The 17,184-nt window shown below is 66.8% G+C and carries 14 protein-coding genes; 3 read left to right on the top strand and 11 right to left on the bottom strand.

All coding sequences use genetic code 11. From position 1 onward, the window contains the following. Positions 1-12: 12 nt before the first annotated feature. Positions 13-2,412: a TonB-dependent siderophore receptor gene (locus PO605_RS21350; RefSeq protein ID WP_047468637.1), complete on the top strand. Its 2,400-nt coding sequence runs from the start codon at positions 13-15 to the stop codon at positions 2,410-2,412. Positions 2,413-2,488: 76 nt separating this feature from the next. Here PO605_RS21350 and PO605_RS21345 read toward each other — a convergent pair whose 3' ends face one another. From PO605_RS21345 to PO605_RS21325, 5 genes are all read right to left on the bottom strand, one after another. After that, complete coding sequence (locus tag PO605_RS21345) at positions 2,489-3,523, bottom strand: FecR family protein (RefSeq protein ID WP_272206856.1); 1,035 nt, start codon at positions 3,521-3,523, stop codon at positions 2,489-2,491. An 11-nt stretch (positions 3,524-3,534) separates the two neighbouring features. After that, a complete protein-coding gene (locus PO605_RS21340; RefSeq protein ID WP_047468631.1) occupies positions 3,535-4,134 on the bottom strand; it encodes an RNA polymerase sigma factor in 600 nt (199 codons plus the stop codon). 214 nt (positions 4,135-4,348) lie between these two features. Next, positions 4,349-5,647, bottom strand: coding sequence for a lysine N(6)-hydroxylase/L-ornithine N(5)-oxygenase family protein (locus PO605_RS21335; RefSeq protein WP_047468628.1), 1,299 nt, complete (start codon positions 5,645-5,647; stop codon positions 4,349-4,351). A gap of 11 nt (positions 5,648-5,658) precedes the next feature. Then, complete coding sequence (locus PO605_RS21330) at positions 5,659-6,771, bottom strand: GNAT family N-acetyltransferase (RefSeq protein WP_047468626.1); 1,113 nt, start codon at positions 6,769-6,771, stop codon at positions 5,659-5,661. 143 nt (positions 6,772-6,914) lie between these two features. Further along, complete coding sequence (locus PO605_RS21325) at positions 6,915-7,880, bottom strand: alpha/beta hydrolase (protein WP_272206855.1); 966 nt, start codon at positions 7,878-7,880, stop codon at positions 6,915-6,917. Positions 7,881-8,125: 245 nt separating this feature from the next. On the opposite strand from PO605_RS21325, the gene PO605_RS21320 reads away from it, so the two are divergent. Then, positions 8,126-9,841, top strand: a complete 1,716-nt coding sequence (locus tag PO605_RS21320; RefSeq protein ID WP_047470493.1) for a cyclic peptide export ABC transporter — start codon at positions 8,126-8,128, stop codon at positions 9,839-9,841. Between the two features lie 21 nt (positions 9,842-9,862). Continuing rightward, complete coding sequence (locus PO605_RS21315) at positions 9,863-10,705, top strand: N(5)-hydroxyornithine transformylase PvdF (RefSeq protein ID WP_047470500.1); 843 nt, start codon at positions 9,863-9,865, stop codon at positions 10,703-10,705. A gap of 132 nt (positions 10,706-10,837) precedes the next feature. Here PO605_RS21315 and PO605_RS21310 read toward each other — a convergent pair whose 3' ends face one another. The 6 genes from PO605_RS21310 to PO605_RS21285 all read right to left on the bottom strand — a co-directional run bounded on the left by PO605_RS21310 (position 10,838) and on the right by PO605_RS21285 (position 17,178). Continuing rightward, positions 10,838-11,596: a 3-hydroxyacyl-CoA dehydrogenase gene (locus PO605_RS21310; protein WP_047470503.1), complete on the bottom strand. Its 759-nt coding sequence runs from the start codon at positions 11,594-11,596 to the stop codon at positions 10,838-10,840. Between the two features lie 131 nt (positions 11,597-11,727). Next, on the bottom strand, positions 11,728-12,774 hold the full coding sequence (locus PO605_RS21305) for an extracellular solute-binding protein (protein ID WP_016450487.1): 1,047 nt from the start codon (positions 12,772-12,774) through the stop codon (positions 11,728-11,730). 126 nt (positions 12,775-12,900) lie between these two features. Next, positions 12,901-14,277 (bottom strand): MmgE/PrpD family protein, encoded by a 1,377-nt coding sequence (locus PO605_RS21300; protein ID WP_016454379.1) that lies wholly within the window; start codon positions 14,275-14,277, stop codon positions 12,901-12,903. Further along, a complete protein-coding gene (locus PO605_RS21295) occupies positions 14,274-15,185 on the bottom strand; it encodes a polysaccharide deacetylase family protein (RefSeq protein WP_047470540.1) in 912 nt (303 codons plus the stop codon). The genes PO605_RS21300 and PO605_RS21295 overlap by 4 nt, the downstream gene beginning before the upstream one ends. Before the next feature lie 11 nt (positions 15,186-15,196). Further along, positions 15,197-15,985: an enoyl-CoA hydratase gene (locus PO605_RS21290; protein WP_016454377.1), complete on the bottom strand. Its 789-nt coding sequence runs from the start codon at positions 15,983-15,985 to the stop codon at positions 15,197-15,199. Then, complete coding sequence (locus tag PO605_RS21285; RefSeq protein ID WP_047218005.1) at positions 15,982-17,178, bottom strand: CaiB/BaiF CoA transferase family protein; 1,197 nt, start codon at positions 17,176-17,178, stop codon at positions 15,982-15,984. Before PO605_RS21285 ends, PO605_RS21290 begins: the two co-directional genes overlap by 4 nt. Positions 17,179-17,184 lie beyond the last annotated feature (6 nt).

Here is a 17,184-nt window from a genome sequence, read left to right as displayed (position 1 = left end):
AATTCTTCGACCATGCCTTCCTTGCCCCGTCAACATCTGCTGAGCCTGGCCCTTGCCACGGCCTTTGGTTCCGTCTCGTTCTGGAGCACCGAGGCGGTGGCCCAGGCCACAGGGCAGGAGGCTGCCCAAGTGTTCGATATCCATGTGCCGGCCCAGGCCCTGGCTTCGGCCATCAACGAGCTGTCCCGCCAGACGGGAACCCAGATGTTTGCCGCAGGCGACCTGGTGGCCGGGCTCAGTTCCCGCGCCGTCAACGGCCGCCTGACATCGGAGCAGGCCTTGCGGGAGCTGCTGGCCGGCACGTCCCTGGAAGCCATCAGGATGAACAACGGAGGCTTCGCCATCCGCCGTCCCGCGGTCTCCGGCGCGACCTTGCCGACCATCAACGTCACGGACAGCGAAACCGCAACCGGCCCCGTGCAGGGCTATGTCGCCCGGCGCAGTTCAACGGGTACCAAGACCGATACGCCCATCCTGGAGACACCGCAGTCCATCACGGTCATCGGTGCCCAGGAGATCGAGACGCTGAAGTCGCAAAGCCTGCAGGATGCGCTGGGCTACGCCGCCGGCGTCACCCGCGCCGAGGGCCTGGACCGGACCTCGGACAGCCTGTACCTGCGCGGATTCCGCACCACGGGCATGTACCGGGACGGCAGCCTGTTCACGGCCAACATCTACGACGGACGGCAGGAGCCCTACGGCCTGGAGCGCATCGAGCTGCTCAAGGGCGCCTCTTCGGTGATCTTTGGCTCGGTCTCCCCGGGCGGCGTGGTCAACACCGTGAGCAAGCGGCCCACCACGGAAAAAATCCGGGAGCTGAACATCGACGCCGGAAGCTTCGGGCGCAGGCAGGTCTCGGGTGATTTTGCGGGCGCCCTGGACGACGAGGGCAAATGGTCCTACCGGCTGGTGGCGCTCAAGCGCGACAGCGACAGCTTCATCGACCGTGTCCCCGATGACAGAACCTATGTCGCCCCATCGCTCAAGTGGCAGCCCGATGCGAACACCTCGCTGACACTGTTGGCCGAGGTCCAGAAGGACCGCACCACCTACGTCTACGGGCTGCCCGCCTACGGCACCCTACTGCCCAACATCAATGGACAGATTCCCCGCAACCGCTTCATCGGAGAGGCGGGGCGGGACAAATTCGATCTGGACCGCTACTCCATCGGCTATCTCTTCGAACATGCCTTTTCCGAGAAGCTCAAGCTCAGGAACAGCATGCGCTACTACAACGCAAAGAGCAGCTACTTCAGCACGGACGGCTGGGGCCTGTCCGCCGACCAGCGCTCGGTGGTGGAGCGCTACTACCAGCCGCGCTGGGACCGCTCGTCGGCCTTCGTGACCGATACCTCGCTGCAGTACCAGCTGGACCAGGGCCGCATCAAGCACACCATGCTGGTGGGCTTCGACTACGCCCTGCCAAAGCACGAGACCGAGCGCTATGAACAGCAGGCCGCCGACCTCGATGTCTTCAACCCGGTCTATGGCAAGCCGGTGGGCCCTGTCTCCCCCTACTACCGCTCGTCCTGGAAGAACGACTACAAGCGCCTCGGCATCTATGCGCAGGACCAGATCAAGATCGATGACAAGTGGGTGGTCCTGCTGGGCGGCCGCTATGACAAGGTCCGCTTCAACGAGACGAACTTCTTCACCGGGGACGTGAGCGCGGCCAATGAGAAAAGCTCGGCCTTCACGGGCCGGGTGGGCGTGGTCTATCTCGCCGCCAATGGCCTTGCCCCCTTCTTCAGCTACAGCGAGTCCTTCGAGCCCACCCAGGGCCAGGACCGCCTTGGATCGCGGTTCAAGCCCACGACGGGGCAGCAGTACGAGGCCGGGGTCCGCTACCAGCCCAGCGGCTCCCGGGCCATGGTTTCGGCAGCGGTCTTCCAGCTCACCCGCCAGAACCTGCTCGTGCCCGATCCCCAGGACGCCAGCAGGGCGTTCAACATACAGGCCGGTGAAGTCCGCTCCCGCGGCTTCGAGCTGGAGGCGCGAAGCTCCATCGGCCGCAATGTGAACATCATTGCCGCCTATGCCTACACGGATGCGCGCACCACGCAGGCAAGCCCCCTGCAGCCGGACGAGCTGGGCAAGCGCTCCATCGGCGTGCCCTACAACCAGATATCGCTGTGGGGCGACTACAGCTTTGGAGACTTCGGGCTTGCCGGCCTCAAGGTGGGCATGGGCGCCAGGTACCTGGGCCAGACACGCGGCCTGGCCTATGGGGTTCCCGTCTCGCTGCCGGCGTTCACCCTGGTGGATGCCATGGTCAGCTATACCACCGGACCCTGGCGCTTCGCCCTGAACCTCACCAACCTGACCGACAAGACCTATATCGCCAGCTGCTCCTACGGCTGCTTCTACGGCGAGCCCCGCAAGGTGATCGGCACGGCCACCTATCGCTGGTAAGCGGGCATGGGCCATGGGCCACGGCTGGAGCGATCCGGCCGTGGCCTTTTCTTTGTCGGGGAACCGAAGGCCCCGTTCAGAGCGCCTGCAGCAGCACGCTGCCATCGGCCTGCGCGCGCACCCTCAGCGGCAGGATGGAGGGCAGCACGGCCAGCAGGCCGGCCGAGTCGTTGGCGCGAAAGCGCCCGGTCAGGCGCAGCGCGGCCACGCGCGCATCGGCGGCTTCGATGGGCTGGGTGCGGTAGGCGTTGACGGTGGCCAGGGCCTCGGCCAGCGGGGTGTTCTCGAAGACCAGCCAGCCCTCGCGCCAGGCGGACAGCGTGGCGGCATCGGCCTGGCGCACGACCTCGGCCTGGCCGTTGCGGATGTCCACGATCTGGCCGGGCAGCAGGTCCAGCGTTGCCGCCGCCGGGCCCGTCGCATCCTGCGCATCTCTGCCCAGCGCCCGGACCCTGACATGGCCATGCTCCACGCCCACGGTGACGGGGCCGCCGCGGTCGCGCACGGTGAAGACCGTGCCCACGACCTCGATGCGCGCCTCGCGCGTGATGACCTCGAAGGGCCGGTCGGGATCGGGGGCCACTTCGAATCGCACTTCGCCCCGGGCCATGGACACGCTGCGGCGCTGGCGGTAGAGCGTCACGGCAATGGCGCTCTGGGGCGCCAGTTCCACCAGGCTGGCCTGCAGCGGCAGCTTGCCGTCGGCCAGAGTGATCTTGAGGATCTGCGAGTTGCGCGTGGCGTAGGCCGAGGTGTGCAAGGGCTGCTGCCAGTACCAGTAGGCGCCCCGGCCCGCCAGCGCGCCTGTGCCCAGCAGCCCGGCGAAGGACAGCAGCAGCTTGCGGCGCCGGACGGCCTGGGTGGAGCGCGAGGCCCGGTCGGCCAGCAGGGCGGTTTCCTGGAACTGCTCGCGCAGGCCGCCGGACATGCCGCCCAGCAGGTTCCAGCGCAGGTGCGCCTCGCGCGCGGCGGCATCGTGCCGGGCTGATTTCCCGCGCCATGCGCCCAGGGCCAGGCGTGCCTGGTGGGCCACCGGGTCGGGAGCGATTTCGCTTTGAACGATCAGCGTCAGCGCATGCTCGACCATGCGCTCGCTAGGTGCACTTGCCATGGAAAGGGGGGTCAGGATGCGTCGTCGATCAGTGTACTGTTGTCGAAATCCATGGCGCTGCCCAGCGCATGGTCCTCGATCAGCTCGGAGCGCAGCTGGGCCAGCACGCGCGAGCAGTCCAGCGTGGCGCGCACCATGTGCTTGGCGACGGCCATTTCGGTGATGTGCAGCTGCTCGGAGATCTCTGCCCGCGTGTAGCCGTGCGCGCGAAAGAGGATGAAGACTTCGCGCCGGCGCGGCGGCAGGCTTTCCAGCGCCTGGACGACGCGGTCCAGGATCTGGCGCTGGGCGGCCAGGGTTTCGCTGGAGGGCGCGCTGTGCTGCACCGCCATTTGCTGGCGCGTCCAGTCCTGGGAGGTCTTGCGCTTGCGCGCATCGTCGATGCACAGGTTGCGTGCCACGCGAAACAGCAGGGCGCGCGGGGATTCGATGTCGGCATCGGGCAGCGCCTCGGCCTTCTTGCCGCTGCGCAGGCCCAGGGCGTGCACATAGACCCGCTCGAAGCTCGATTGCGCGATGTCGGCCGCATAGTGCGGATCCCGGAGATCGCGCGTGAGCTGGCGGCGCAGATCGCCATAGTGAGCCACGAGTTCCTGGATCAGGTCACGCATCCGGATACCTGCCTTTCCGCAAGGGCGATGGGTTGGAACCCCTGGGTCCGTACAGAGATGGGCCTACCGGATGCCGCAACCCCGGCCAGGGCCGGGGCGCTGCAGCAGCGGGTATGGGATTCAGCGGCGCAGGTGATTCGAATTCAAATGCAAATGGTTTGCATTCAAATTATGGCATGGGAGATTCGTGCGCCATCATGCCCGGTGCGATCTTTCAGTCCTGCAGCGCCAGCTGTTCTGTGCGCGCAACATCGGGTTTTTGGGCTTGCGCTGCCAGCAGGGCGTCGCCGATTTCGCCGGTGCGCACCGAGGTGACCGACAGCAGGGTGTCGCTGAGGCCGTGGGAGCCCTCGCAGGCGCCCTGCAGGAAGATGGCGGGGCGAAAGTCCGGCGTGGTGTGCACCTGGTAGTCGCGGCTCACGGAGAAGTCGCCCAGGTAGGGGGCCAGCGGGTCCAGCAGGGTCTTGTGGTGCTCGCGCGCATAGCCGGTGGCCAGCACCACCACGTCGTAGCGCGATGCATGGTCGATGCCGCTGTTGAGGTCGCGCAGGCCCAGGTGGATGCCGTCGCTGGCGGCGCGCACGTCCTGCACCTCGTGGCGGCGCAGGAAGCGGTGGCGCGTGTCGCCGACGACCTTCTGTTCATAGAACACCTTGAAGATGCTCTCGATCAGCTCCAGGTCGGGACAGGCGTAGTTGGTGTGCCAGAACTCGCGCAGCAGGGCGCCGCGCTCGTCGTGCGGGCGGCTGTAGACATGGTCCACGAAGTCGGCGTTGAAGATTTCGTTGACGAAGGGGCTGTCGTCCGAGGGGCGGATGGAGCGGGCGCGCATGACCAGGTCGATCTCGGCCTTGGCGTAGCGGCCGTGCAGGTCCATGAAGATTTCGGCGGCGCTCTGGCCCGCGCCCACGACGGCGATGCGCAGCGGCCTGGCATGCTCGGCAATGCTGCGCAGGTAGGCGCTGGAGTGGAAGACGCGCGCATCGCCGCGCAGGGGCTTGAACTGCTCGGGAATGCTGGGCGTGCCGCCGATGCTCATGACCAGGTTCTGGCCCAGGCGCTCATGCACGTTGCCGGCCGCATCGCGCGAGCGCACGCGCAGCAGCTCCACCTTGCCGTCGCGTTTTTCAGGCAGCACCTCGATGACTTCCTCCCCGTAGACGCAGCGGTCCTCGAACTTGGAGGCGGCCCAGGCCAGGTAGTCGTTGAACTCGTGGCGGCTGGGAAAGAAGGTCTTGAGGTTGATGAAGTCCTGCAGCCGGCCCTTCTCGTGCAGGTAGTTGATGAAGGTGAAGCGGCTGGTGGGATTGCGCAGCGTGGCCAGGTCCTTGAGGAAGGACACCTGCATGTGGGCCTGCTCCAGCAGCATGTCCTTGTGCCAGGCGAAGCGCGGCTGCTTTTCGATGAAGACGGGGTGCATGGCCCGCGCGGTGGTTTCGCGCTCCTTGAGGGCGATGGCCAGGGCAATGTTGGAGGGGCCGAAGCCGATGCCGATCAGCGGGTGGGTTTGCATGGAAGGTCCTTTCATTGGGTCGATGCGTCCAGTGCGTCCGGCGCGGCTGCGTCGGTCTGCGGTATCCACAAGGCGTCTGCGAAAAAGCGTTCCCTGAGCAGCACTCCCAGCACGGCGCGCTTGTGCGGGAAGTCGAATTCCTTGACCAGCGCATAGCCGCAGCGCGGCAGGCTTTTGCGCATCTTGCGGTTGTCGGCGCGCGGCTCCACGACGATGCGCTGCGTGCGGCAGTCGTCCAGAAAGAGGTAGTGCGACAGCGAGGGCAGCCAGGCCGTCAGGTAGGGCTGGCCGCGGAACCGCGCCTCCCCCACCAGCGCATGCCAGCCCCGGTCATGGTCGCCCGCGTCATAGAAGGGGGCGATGCGGTCTTCCTTGGCCCAGTAGGCCTCGAAGTAGCCGAAGGGCTCGCCGTCGAAGCAGCCGATGAGGCCGAGCGCATGCGGGTCGCCGGCCATGCGCTGCAGATAGGCGTGGTGGTGGGCAAGGTCGCCGCTTTCCTCCCAGAAATGCGCGACGACCGGGTCGTTCATCCAGCGGTGGATGAGGGGCAGGTCGGCCTCGGGCTCCACGGTGCGAAAGCTCAGCGTGCGGCCCAGCCAGGGGATGAAGCGGCGGTAGACCTCGCCGCGCGGCTTGTGCAGGCGCACGGGGTGGCGCCGGCCTTCGCTGATCGTGTAGTGCAGCGCATAGGGTGGGCGCGGGCGGGGCAGCCACAGGGGCTGCTGCCAGAGCACGCTTCTTGCCACGCGCGGAGCCTGGCCTGGCTGCACTGTGGCGATGCTGTCGCGCAGGCCCGGTGGCAGGCGGGGCAGGGACAGCTCGATTTCCCGGGCATCCGGGTGCAGGCCGAAACCGGCCTGCAGCGCGGCCAGCAGTTCATCGGCTTCGGGCATGCCCGAGCAGGGCCCCATCCATTGCAGCCGCAGCAGGCCTGGCGCGGCCGCGGGTGACAGGTTCCAGAGACTGTGCTTGCCGGGCCTGCCGGCATCCACGGACCCCGAACGCTCCAGGCGCAGCCGCTGTCCATCGCCGAAGACGCTGATCGTCTCGGCGCCTGCATGGGCGAGGTAGCTGGCGCCGGAGGCGTCCGGTGACGGTGTAGCGGTGGCTTCGGCTGGACGCACGTGGACTCTTTCAGGTGGAGTGCCCCGCGTGCGGGAGACGGATGGGGGCAAGGGCACAAGGGACGCAAGGGACGCAGGGGACACAAGGCAGCCTCATGACCGGGATGACGTGCAGGCGCGGCAAATGTTCATGCCAGGGCCGTTCATGCCAGGGCCGGGATCCGGGCCGCCTGGAAGGCATGGGCCAGTGCCTTGCAGAGCCGGCCGCGCAGCACCTCGGTCTCTTCGGTGAGGGCGCCCAGCCGCGCAAAGTCATGGACCATGCCGGCGTAGATCTGCAGGTCCACGGCCACGCCGGCGGCCTGCAGCCGCTCGGCATAGCGCTTTCCTTCGTCGATCAGCGGGTCGTACTCGGCCAGCACCATCAGCGTGGGGGCCAGCCGGCCCAGGTCGGATGCCTGCAGCGGGGCAAAGCGCCAGTCCTGCCGGTCCGCATCGCTGCGCAGGTATTGGCCGAACATCCAGGCCAGGGTGTCACCTTCCAGCAGATGGCCGGTGGCCAGGCGCGCATGCGAGTCACTGTCCTGCTGCGCTGCCGTGCAGGGGTAGAGCAGCAGCTGCAGCAAGGGCTGGGGCATGCCCGCGTCGCGCGCGGCGATGCACAGGGCCGTGGCCAGCGTGCCCCCGACGCTGTCGCCGCCAATGGCCAGGCGCCGCGCGTCCAGGCCATGGCGGCCGCCGTGCTCCAGCAGCCAGGCCAGGGCGTCCTGTGCGTCGAGGAAGGCGGTGGGAAAGCGGTGCTCTGGCGCCAGCCGGTAGTCGATGGCCAGCACATTGCAGGGCGTGCCCAGCGCCAGGCTGCGGCACAGGCTGTCATGGGATTCGAGGCCGCCCAGCACATAGCCGCCGCCGTGAAGGAACAGCAGGCAGGGCGAGGCTGTGTGTCCAGGGGCTGCGCGGTAGAGCCGGGCACGGATACGCGCGCCGTCGCGCGTGGGCAGCTCCAGGTCCTCGGTGGGCAGATCGTCGCCCGGCAGGTCCAGCGCCAGCGTGGCGTTGTCGTAGGCGGCGCGCGCCTGCGCTGCCGTCATCTGGCTCATGCGCGGGCGGCTGGATGCCTGGGCGTTGGCGAGTTCAAGAAATGCTTGCAGGTCGGGGTGGAGAGCCATGGCGTCCTTCGGGTGTGCGGCAGACAAGGCAGGGCGGGCCGGTGCAGGGCATGGCGCCCGCGCTGCCCCTTCCCCGTGATGACGCTGGGCGGCGGAATTTGTTCATCGCCTGGGCGGTGAACATTTTTGGCGCACGCACGTCTTGCAGGGAGTAGAGAGCGCTCGCCGTGCGCCGCGCTCCAGGAAACGCCGGGCCGCGCCGGCATTGCAAGGTCATGCGCCCATGGGCGCCAGAGGAATCCCTTATGGAAAACGCCAGCCGACCGCCCTCCGAGGTACTGCGCCTGCTCAGGCCCTTCCTGCCGTGGATGGCGCTGTCCGTGGTCACGGGCATTTGCGCGGGTGGGGCCACGGTGGCGCTGCTGGCGACCATCAACCAGGTGCTCAACCGTCCCGGTGGGCTGGCGGGCGGGCTGCTGCTGACCTTCATCGCCCTGTGCGCCACCGTGCTGGTGTGCCGGGCCGCGTCCGACATGTCGGGCAATTTAGTGGGGCAGCGCCTGGTGGCCCGGCTGCGCAAGGAACTGGCCAGCAAGATCCTGGCCGCGCCCATCGATGCGCTGGAGCGCTACCGCACGCACCGCCTCATGCCCGTGCTCACGCAGGACGTGGACATGATCAGCGACGTGGCCTTCGTGCTGGCCTCCAACGTGATCGCCCTGGCCATTGCGCTGGGCTGCCTGGCCTATCTGGCCCTGCTGTCGCCGCCGCTGTTTGCCATGCTGGTGGTGGCGCTGGTGCTGGGCGTCAGCCTGCAGGCGCTGGCCCAGTCGCGCGGCGTGGCGGGGTTCTGGAAGGCGCGCGATCACGAGGAAGTGCTGCACAAGGCCTACCGCGCCATCAGCGAAGGCGCCAAGGAGCTGCGCATGCACCGCGCGCGCCGGGGCCGCATCTTCGACGGGCAAATCGGCTCCACCGTGGATGCCATCCGCCGCATCAACAGCCGCGCCATCAACACCTATGTGCTGGCCACGGCCTTCGGTTCCGCGCTGTTCTTTCTGTTGATCGCCCTCATCCTGGGCTGGGCCGCGCTGCGCACCACCGAGCCCGTGGTGCTCAGCGGCTTCGTGCTGGTGCTGCTGTTCCTCAAGGGCCCCATGGACCAGATCGCAGGCGCGCTGCCCAACCTGGGCCGTGCCAAGGTGGCGCTGCAGCGCATTGCCGACCTGTCGGCGCGCTTTGCCAGCCCCGAGCCGCACCTGCACCTGGACAGTCCGCCCGACGAGGTCCGCCTGGACCACGGCCTGGAGCTGCGGGGCGTGCGCTATGCCTTCGATGCGCCCGAAGGCGGCAAGGCCTTCGAGATCGGTCCCATCGACCTGAAGCTGGACAAGGGCGAACTGGTCTTTGTGGTGGGCGACAACGGCTCGGGCAAGACCACGCTGATCAAGCTGCTGCTGGGCCTGTATGCGCCCCAGCAGGGCGAGATCCTGCATGACGGCCAGCCCGTCACGGCACAGACGCGCGATGACTACCGCCAGCTGTTCACCACGGTGTTCTCGGACTTCTACCTGTTCGAGGACCTGGTGGCCGGTGGCGAGGAAGGCCAGGCCGCCGCGCTGCCCGAGGCCGCGCTGCCCTACCTGCAGCGGCTGGAGATCGCCCACAAGGTCAGCGTGCGCAACGGCAGCTTCAGCACCATCGACCTGTCCACCGGGCAGCGAAAACGGCTGGCCCTGGTCCACGCCTATCTGGAGGGCCGGCCCGTGCTGGTCTTCGACGAATGGGCGGCCGACCAGGACCCGAGCTTCCGCCACCTGTTCTACACCGAGCTGCTGCCCGAGCTGCGCGCCAGGGGTCACCTGCTGGTGGTCATCTCCCATGACGATCGCTACTTCCACCTGGCCGACCGCATCGTGCGCATGGAGGCCGGCCGCATGGTCCAGCCGCAAGACGGGGCGCAGCCGGTGGCGGCTGCATCGGCCAGTCCCGCCAGTCAAGGCGTGCTGGCCGACATCTGAATTCCTGCTGAATCCACGAACATGGCAAAGACAAAACTCGTCTACATCTGGTCCCTGAGAAACGCCGCCGCCGACCATGCCGGCCAGCACATCGCCTACAAGGGCGCAACGCGCTACATGAAGTCGCCGCTCGAATACCTGGGCGAGTTGCTGGACACCAGCCCGCTGGGCGATATCTACAGCCTGGAGGCCGTGATCCACGACGACGACGAGGCCTCGCCGCGCGACCGCGAAAAAATCGGCGACTACGGCTTCAGCTACCGGCCGGGCGGCCGCTGGTTCTATCCGCCGGATCTGCGCATCCAGGGGCGCAGGGTCAATGACCTGCTCATGGCCGTGCCGTCTTCCTACCGGCGCCTGCCGCTGAACGATCCGCAGCGCGCCGCGGGCAAGCAGATGTTCGAGGCGCAGTTGCAGGACAGGCTGGTGCAGCTGGGTGCCGAGCGGGTGGTGCTGGATGGCCTGCTCGTCATCCTGGACCGGCTCGTGCGGCCCGGTGCCCTGTTCCACCGCAGGATCGCCAACATCCACCCCGGCATCACGCGCCTGGAGTCACCCTATGAACGCCGGGGCGCCTGCGCCACGCTGGACGCGCTGCATGGCGCGCAGGGCCGCAGGATCGTGGACTGGAAGACCATGGAACAGCGCCCGGTCCCGCCCCTGTTCAAGACCGGCGCATCCTTTCACTACGTGGACAACGGCATCGACTCCGGCGAAGTCATCGCCGACGTGCTGGGCACCGACATCGATCCCCAAGACACGATTCTTGAGCTGCGCTGGAACAACTTCCAGCACAGCCTGTTTCCTGCATTGCGCAAGGGGCTGGAGATGATGGCCAAAGAGCCTGCACGCACCATGGCCTGACAACGAACACATCTCCAAAATCGGCGCGCGCCAACATCAGGGACACCGAGGAAGGGCCGCCCCGCACCGAGGGTGTCGTCCCCCCCGCGAAGCGAGAGGGGGAAGCGGCGCAGCCGCTCAGGGGGCTTCTGTTTATCTAGGCGCCAGCCGAATGGCCCCATCCAGCCGGATCACCTCGCCATTGAGCATGTCGTTGTCCAGGATGTGGCGCACCAGCTTGGCATAGTCCTGGGGCGTGCCCAGGCGGCTGGGGAAGGGCACGCCCGCGGCCAGCGCGTCCTGCACTTCCTGCGGCATGCCGAACAGCATGGGTGTGCCGAAGATGCCGGGGGCAATCGTCATGTTGCGGATGCCGTTGCGCGCCAGGTCGCGCGCAATGGGCAAGGTCATGCCGACCACGCCGCCCTTGGACGCCGCATAGGCCGCCTGGCCGATCTGGCCGTCGTAGGCCGCCACGCTGGCCGTGGAGATCAGCACGCCGCGCTCGCCCGTGCTCTCGGGCTCGTTGGCCGACATGGCGGCGGCGGTCAGGCGGATCATGTTGAAGCTGCCGATCAGGTTGACCGTGATGGTCTTGGAGAACAGCGCCAGGTTGTGCGCGCCGTTCTTGCCCACGGTCTTCTCGGCGGGCGCAATGCCTGCGCAGTTGACCAGGCCTGCCAGCTTGCCCAGGCTCACGGCCTTGTCCACCACGGCCTGGCCATCGGCCTCCTGGCTCACGTCGCATTTGACGAAGACGCCGTCGATCTCGCGCGCCACGGCCTCGCCCTTGTCCGCCTGCATATCGGCGATCACCACCTTGCCGCCCTCGGCCGCCAGCATGCGCGCCGTGCCTTCGCCCAGCCCGGAGGCGCCGCCCGTGACGATGAATACCCGGTCCTTGATCTGCATGGAATGTCTCCTTGGTTATCTGACGTTGACGTAAACGTAACTCTCAAATTATGCATGCAGCCCCGGCCGCAGCCATGTCGCGCCCAAGAAAAAGCCCGGCAGTGCCGGGCTGGTGATGGGCGCGATGGGGGTTACTGGAACCCGGCACGGTCCAGCATTTGCTGGACCTTGGTCATGTTCTTGCCCACGGCCGTGATCGGGATGGTCTCGCTCTTGAAGGGCTTGCCGCCGGTCATTTCCTTGAGTGCGGGGTTGTCCAGTTCCACGCCCTTGGCTGCTGGCCACTCGTTGTTGCCGTTGGCAAAGTAGTTCTGGGCCGCAGGGCTGGCCAGGTACTCCAGGAACTTGACGGCGTTGTCCTTGTTCTTGGCATGGCGTGCCACGGCGCCGCCTGCGATGTTCAGGTGCGTGCCCCAGCTGGACTGGTTGGGGAAGACCACGCCGATCTTGCCGACCACGGCCTGGTCCTCGGGCTTGCCCGAACGCATCATGCGCGCCAGGTAGTAGCTGTTGGTCACGCCGATGGTGCATTCGCCCGAGGCCACGGCCTTGATCTGGTCGGTGTCGCCACCCTTGGGCGGGCGGGCCAGGTTGGCCTTCATGCCCTGGATCCAGCCCTCTGCCTTTTGCTCGCCCATGTGTTCGACCACGGTGCCGAACAGGCTCAGGTTGTAGGGATGCGAGCCCGAGCGGATGCACAGCTGGCCCTTGAACTTGGGGTCGGCCAGCGATTCGTAGTTCTGCACGTCGGCAGGCTGGACCTTGGCCTTGTTGTAGACGATGACACGGGCGCGTGTGGACAGGCCGAACCAGCTGATGCCATCGGCCGTGGGCTGGGCGCGCAGGTTGGAGGGAATGGCGTCTTCCAGCAGCTTGGAGTGGATGGGCTGGAACAGGCCATCCACCTCGCCGCGGTACAGGCGCGCGGCATCGACCAGCAGGATCACGTCGGCCGGCGAGGCCTGGCCCTCGGCCTTCAGGCGCGCAATGATGCCGGCGTCGTCGCCGTCCACGCGGTTGATCTTGATGCCGGTGGCCTTGGTGAAGCCGTTGTACAGCTCCTCGTCCGTGGAGTAGTGGCGCGCGGAGTAGAGGTTGACGACCTGGGAGTCGGCAATGGCTGTGCCGGCAGCCACCAGGGCGCAAGCGGCAAACAGGGCTTTCAGGGATTTCGACATGAAGACAGGCCTCTCTTTGTTGGCAAAGCGCGATGATAGGCCAAACGCGAATTGTTCTTAATAAAGGGAAGAGGCTTCCAAAGGTTTTCTCGCCCCAGGGCCTTTGTGCGTTGCAGGGCGCAGTGCTCAGTGCGGCGAGGATGCCGGACGCATCAGCGCAATGATGTCGCGCAGGTCCGTCTGGTCCTGCAACTGGCGCAGCGCCTGCCGCAGTTTCTCGGCCCGTGCACTCGGTACCGGCGGCAGTGCATGCGCGCAGCAGGCGTGGAATTTCGCATCCTGCTCGGCTTCGTTGAGCGGCAATGCGGGGCTGCCAGGAAGATCGGGCATGTCCAGTGACAGCACGCGCCCATTGCAAAGCCGCAACTCCACGCGCTGGGGTGTCATTGCATTGGGGTCGGGGTTGCCGTCGTCGAGCACCTGCACGCGTGAGGCCAGCTCCAGCCTGCGCGGGTCGGACAGCATGGCGGCGTCGAAGTCGTCCAGGCCTACGTGGCCTTGCAGCGCGGCCGTGGCCACCGCGTAGCCCATGCACAGTCTTGCGCTGGCCGAGTCCATGCCGGCGTGCGCCGGCCGGCCTACCAGGCGCACGATGAGTGCAGAGGCATGTACGCATACGCTTGCGATGTCCTGCGCATGCAATCCGTGCTCGCGCATCAATTGCAGTACGGCGCCTATGCCGCTGTGCGTGGCGCGGCCTGTGGGGTAGGGCTTGTGGCTCATGCGCTCGATCTGGAACACATGACCCACGTCGGCAGCCACTTCGTGCCAGCGGGCCTGGCCGGCGTCGAACAGCGCGAAATAGCCAAACGGCCCTTCGAGAATGTCACGCGGCCCAGGAAAACCCGCTTGTGCGAGTTCGAAGGCTGTGACTGCGGCACGCGCGTTCAGTCCTACCTGCAGTCCTACGGCCGGCGATCCCTCGGCATGCGCCTGCATGGTGCCCGACAGATGGCTGTAGGCCAGGCCCAGCGCATCACGCGTGGTGGTCTCGTCCAGACTCGCCAGCTTGCACAGTGCGGCCGTGGCGCCCAGCCCGCCGCACATGGCGGGCCGGAAAAAGCGCATGGGCGCGCGCTGCGCCAGCGCCACATGGATGGCGAAGTCCAGGCCAGCGGCCACCGCCTCTATGAGTTGGCGGCCGTCGATTGCGCCCTCGCGCTCGGCGTAGCCCAGCGTCGCAGGCGCGATGCAGGCGAATGCATGGACCACGGCGCGGTCATGGATGGCATCGAATTCCTGATTGAAGACCTGGTAGGCGTTGAGCATCACCGCACTGGCCAGCGGCAGTCGCTCGCCGCTGGCCCACACCGTGGCCTCTTGTCCCTGGCCCAGGGCCGCTGCCGCCCGGTGCAGCGCGGCCATGCGCGGATGGCGTGAGCCTGACAGCCCCACGCCGACGGCATCGAGCAAAAATGCCTTGGCGGCGTTCACGGCAGGCGCAGGCAGGTCCTCATAGCGCAGGTGCTGTACGTGCGCGACCAGTGTGTCGATTGCATTCATGCAGCACCTCGGTCATGCGTGCAGGTGGGTGGCGGGCACTGCTGCGCATACCAGGCATGCAGGGTGGTGCCTGTCACGAAGCGGGTCATCGGATGCTGCTGTAGCCGATCCAGCATGGACTCGAAATCGGGCAGGCGATGGGGGACTCCCATCAGATGAGGGTGCAGGCCCAGCGTCAGCACGCGCGGTGAGCCATGCTCGCGCACCTCGTTCTCGAAAACCTGCAGCGTGCTTTCCAGGCGGCGCCCGAACTCGCCCGTGGCGTGCTTTTCCACGGCGTGAATGACCGAATCGTTGAGTTCCAGCGCGTATGGAAGCGCCAGCAACTGACCGCTGGAGGTCTGCATCCAGTTGGGCAGATCATCCAGGCACCAGTCGAATACATGGTCTATGCCGGCCTGGGCCAGCAGGTCGGGCGTTTGCAGCGTTTCTCGCAGGCCCGGCGACAGCCATCCGCGGGGCCGGATTCCGCAAAAGCGTTCTATGCGGTCCAGTGCGCTGGAAATGGCCCCGGCTTGGTCTGAACCACCATCGTGCGACAGCGCGCGCTGGTGCATGCCATGTCCGATGATTTCCCAGCCTGCGTCCAGCAATGCCTGAGCGGCCTGGGGATAGGCGTCGATGACGGTGGCGTTGAGGCTGGCCGAGGCAACAAGGCCGCGGCTGCGAATGGCCGCCATCATGCGAGGCAGGCCGCAGCGCAGACCGTATTCGGCCCAACTGAAGTTGGGAACGTCGGGCAGATTCTCTCGGTCGTGGGGCGGCGTGAGTATGGTGCGCGGCATGGGCTGGTCAAAGGGCCAGTGCTCCACATTGATGACCAGGTGGACCAGGATATGTCGGCCGTCCAATCCGCGCAGCGCTGGCCTGCGGCTGGATAGCTGAAACGGGATGCGGGGATTGTTCATCATGGGTGCGGTCATCGGCCTGTGAATGAAGGGGCGCGCTTTTCCGCAAAGGCGCGGCGGCCTTCTGCATAGTCCGCGCTGTCGAAGCATTGGCGTATCAGTGCCTCTGTGGCCACGGCCTGTGCACTGCTGCCTGGCTGGCGCGAGGCCAGTATGGCTGCTTTCGCGGCGCGCAACGTCAGCGGCGCGTTTGCTGCGATGGTCTCGAGGCGCGCGCGTGACAGGGCTGCAAAGTCTTCCAAAGCAAAGCACTCCTGCACCAGTCCCCTGGCCAGGGCCTGGAATGCGTCCAGCGTGCGTGCCGTGTAGAACAGTTCGAAGGCTGATGCCATGCCTGTCACCTCGACGAGACGGCGCATGTCGGCCAAGCCGTAACCCAGGCCGAGCCGTGCGGCCGGCATGCGCAAGCGCGCGCTTGCGCTGGCATAGCGCAGGTCGCAAGCCAGTGCCAGGCCAATACCCCCGCCCATGCAGGCGCCCTGGATCAGCGCCACGGTCGGGGCGGGAAACCCTGCCAGCGCCTGCTGTGCCTCAGAGACTGCCTGGTTGTAGCGCAGCACAGCCTCGGCGCCATCGCGAACCTGATCGAACTCTGCGATATCAGCGCCCGAGACAAAGGCCTGGCTGCCTGTGCCCTGCAGTGCCAGCACACGAAGGCCATCGGCCTCGCGCAATTGGTACAGCGCCTGCGCCAGCTGCTGCCACATGGCCAGCGTCATTGCATTGCGCCGTTCGGGGTGGCAGATCGTCAAGGTGGCGATGCCGTCGGTCAACGCCTGCTGGATATGGCCGCCGCTCATACCACCCCCTCGCTGCGCATGCGCTGCACATCGGCGGTGCCATAGCCGATCTCGGCCAGCACTTCCTGTGTGTGCTCGCCCCAGCCAGGCGCGGGACGCGCAATGCCGGCAGGCGTGCGCTCCAGGGTGACGGGCTGGGAGATGAGCCGGTAGCTGCTGCCATCGTCGCCGGGGACGGCCTGCGCCACACCCAGATGTCGCACCTGGGGGTCGTCGAACACCTCAGGCATGGAATAGACCGGACCTGCGGGAACACCTGCGTCATTGAGCAGCTTCACCCAGTGGGCTACGTCGCGTTCCCGAAAGCGCCTGGCCAGGGCCTCGTTCAGCGCAGTGCGGTGGCGCACGCGCAGTTTTTCCGACGCGTAGCGCGGGTCCTGCAGCCACGCGGCCTCGCCCAGACAGTCACACAGACGCTTCCAATTGCCCTCTCCCGAGGCTCCCAGGTTGAAGGCGCCATCGCGCGCATTGAACAGGCCCATGGGGCTGCTTGTGGGATGGTCATTGCCCACTTGCACCGGCAGGTCGCCTTCGTTGAGGTAGCGCGCGGCCTGGAAGTCCATCAGCGCTATCTGCGTGTGCAGCAGCGAGCTGTGAATCCACTGACCCAGGCCCGAATGCTCGCGCTCCAGCAAAGCCAGCAGGATACCGACGGCGGCATAGATTCCGGTGCCGCAATCGGCCACGGCCAGACCTGCACGCAGCGGCCCGCCACCAGAAAAGCCGGTGACCGACATGAGCCCACCCATGCCCTGAATGATCTGGTCGAAGCCGGGCCTGCCTGCATAGGGACCGTTCTGGCCGAAGCCCGAAATGCTGGCCAGGATGACGCGGGGGTTGATGGCGCTCAGCTTTTCGTAGGACAGACCCAGCCTGTCCTTGACATCGGGCCGCCAGTTCTCGACCACCACGTCGGCGTCGACCACGAGCTTGCGAAATACCTCCAAGCCCTCGGGCGTCTTGAGATTGAGTGTCAGCGAACGCTTGTTGCGGTTCAGGTTCTGGAAGTCTCCCCCCTGGCGGTCGGCGGCAAACATGGCCTCATTGGGATCGATGCCTGCCGGTGGCTCGATCCGTATCACATCGGCGCCGAAGTCGGCAAGGATGCGCACGCAGGTCGGGCCGGCCCGCACGCGTGACAGGTCAAGCACTCGCAGATGCGCAAGGGCGGGGGATGCGTTGATTTGAGGCATGTTGTC

The sequence above is a fragment of the Delftia sp. DT-2 genome, from assembly GCF_028401915.1.
Taxonomy (GTDB): Bacteria; Pseudomonadota; Gammaproteobacteria; order Burkholderiales; family Burkholderiaceae_C; genus Comamonas; species Comamonas tsuruhatensis.
Note: the sequence above shows the minus strand (reverse complement) of the source record. Positions and strands in the feature narration are given on the sequence as shown.

What these genes read in the sequence shown, in the direction of transcription:
- PO605_RS21350 (WP_047468637.1), top strand. Translation starts at nt 13, where the DNA reads ATGCCTTCCTTGCCCCGTCAACATCTGCTGAGCCTGGCCCTTGCCACG.
- PO605_RS21345 (WP_272206856.1), bottom strand. Translation starts at nt 3,523, where the DNA reads ATGGCAAGTGCACCTAGCGAGCGCATGGTCGAGCATGCGCTGACGCTG.
- PO605_RS21340 (WP_047468631.1), bottom strand. Translation starts at nt 4,134, where the DNA reads ATGCGTGACCTGATCCAGGAACTCGTGGCTCACTATGGCGATCTGCGC.
- PO605_RS21335 (WP_047468628.1), bottom strand. Translation starts at nt 5,647, where the DNA reads ATGCAAACCCACCCGCTGATCGGCATCGGCTTCGGCCCCTCCAACATT.
- PO605_RS21325 (WP_272206855.1), bottom strand. Translation starts at nt 7,880, where the DNA reads ATGGCTCTCCACCCCGACCTGCAAGCATTTCTTGAACTCGCCAACGCC.
- PO605_RS21320 (WP_047470493.1), top strand. Translation starts at nt 8,126, where the DNA reads ATGGAAAACGCCAGCCGACCGCCCTCCGAGGTACTGCGCCTGCTCAGG.
- PO605_RS21315 (WP_047470500.1), top strand. Translation starts at nt 9,863, where the DNA reads ATGGCAAAGACAAAACTCGTCTACATCTGGTCCCTGAGAAACGCCGCC.
- PO605_RS21310 (WP_047470503.1), bottom strand. Translation starts at nt 11,596, where the DNA reads ATGCAGATCAAGGACCGGGTATTCATCGTCACGGGCGGCGCCTCCGGG.
- PO605_RS21305 (WP_016450487.1), bottom strand. Translation starts at nt 12,774, where the DNA reads ATGTCGAAATCCCTGAAAGCCCTGTTTGCCGCTTGCGCCCTGGTGGCT.
- PO605_RS21300 (WP_016454379.1), bottom strand. Translation starts at nt 14,277, where the DNA reads ATGAATGCAATCGACACACTGGTCGCGCACGTACAGCACCTGCGCTAT.
- PO605_RS21295 (WP_047470540.1), bottom strand. Translation starts at nt 15,185, where the DNA reads ATGAACAATCCCCGCATCCCGTTTCAGCTATCCAGCCGCAGGCCAGCG.
- PO605_RS21290 (WP_016454377.1), bottom strand. Translation starts at nt 15,985, where the DNA reads ATGAGCGGCGGCCATATCCAGCAGGCGTTGACCGACGGCATCGCCACC.
- PO605_RS21285 (WP_047218005.1), bottom strand. Translation starts at nt 17,178, where the DNA reads ATGCCTCAAATCAACGCATCCCCCGCCCTTGCGCATCTGCGAGTGCTT.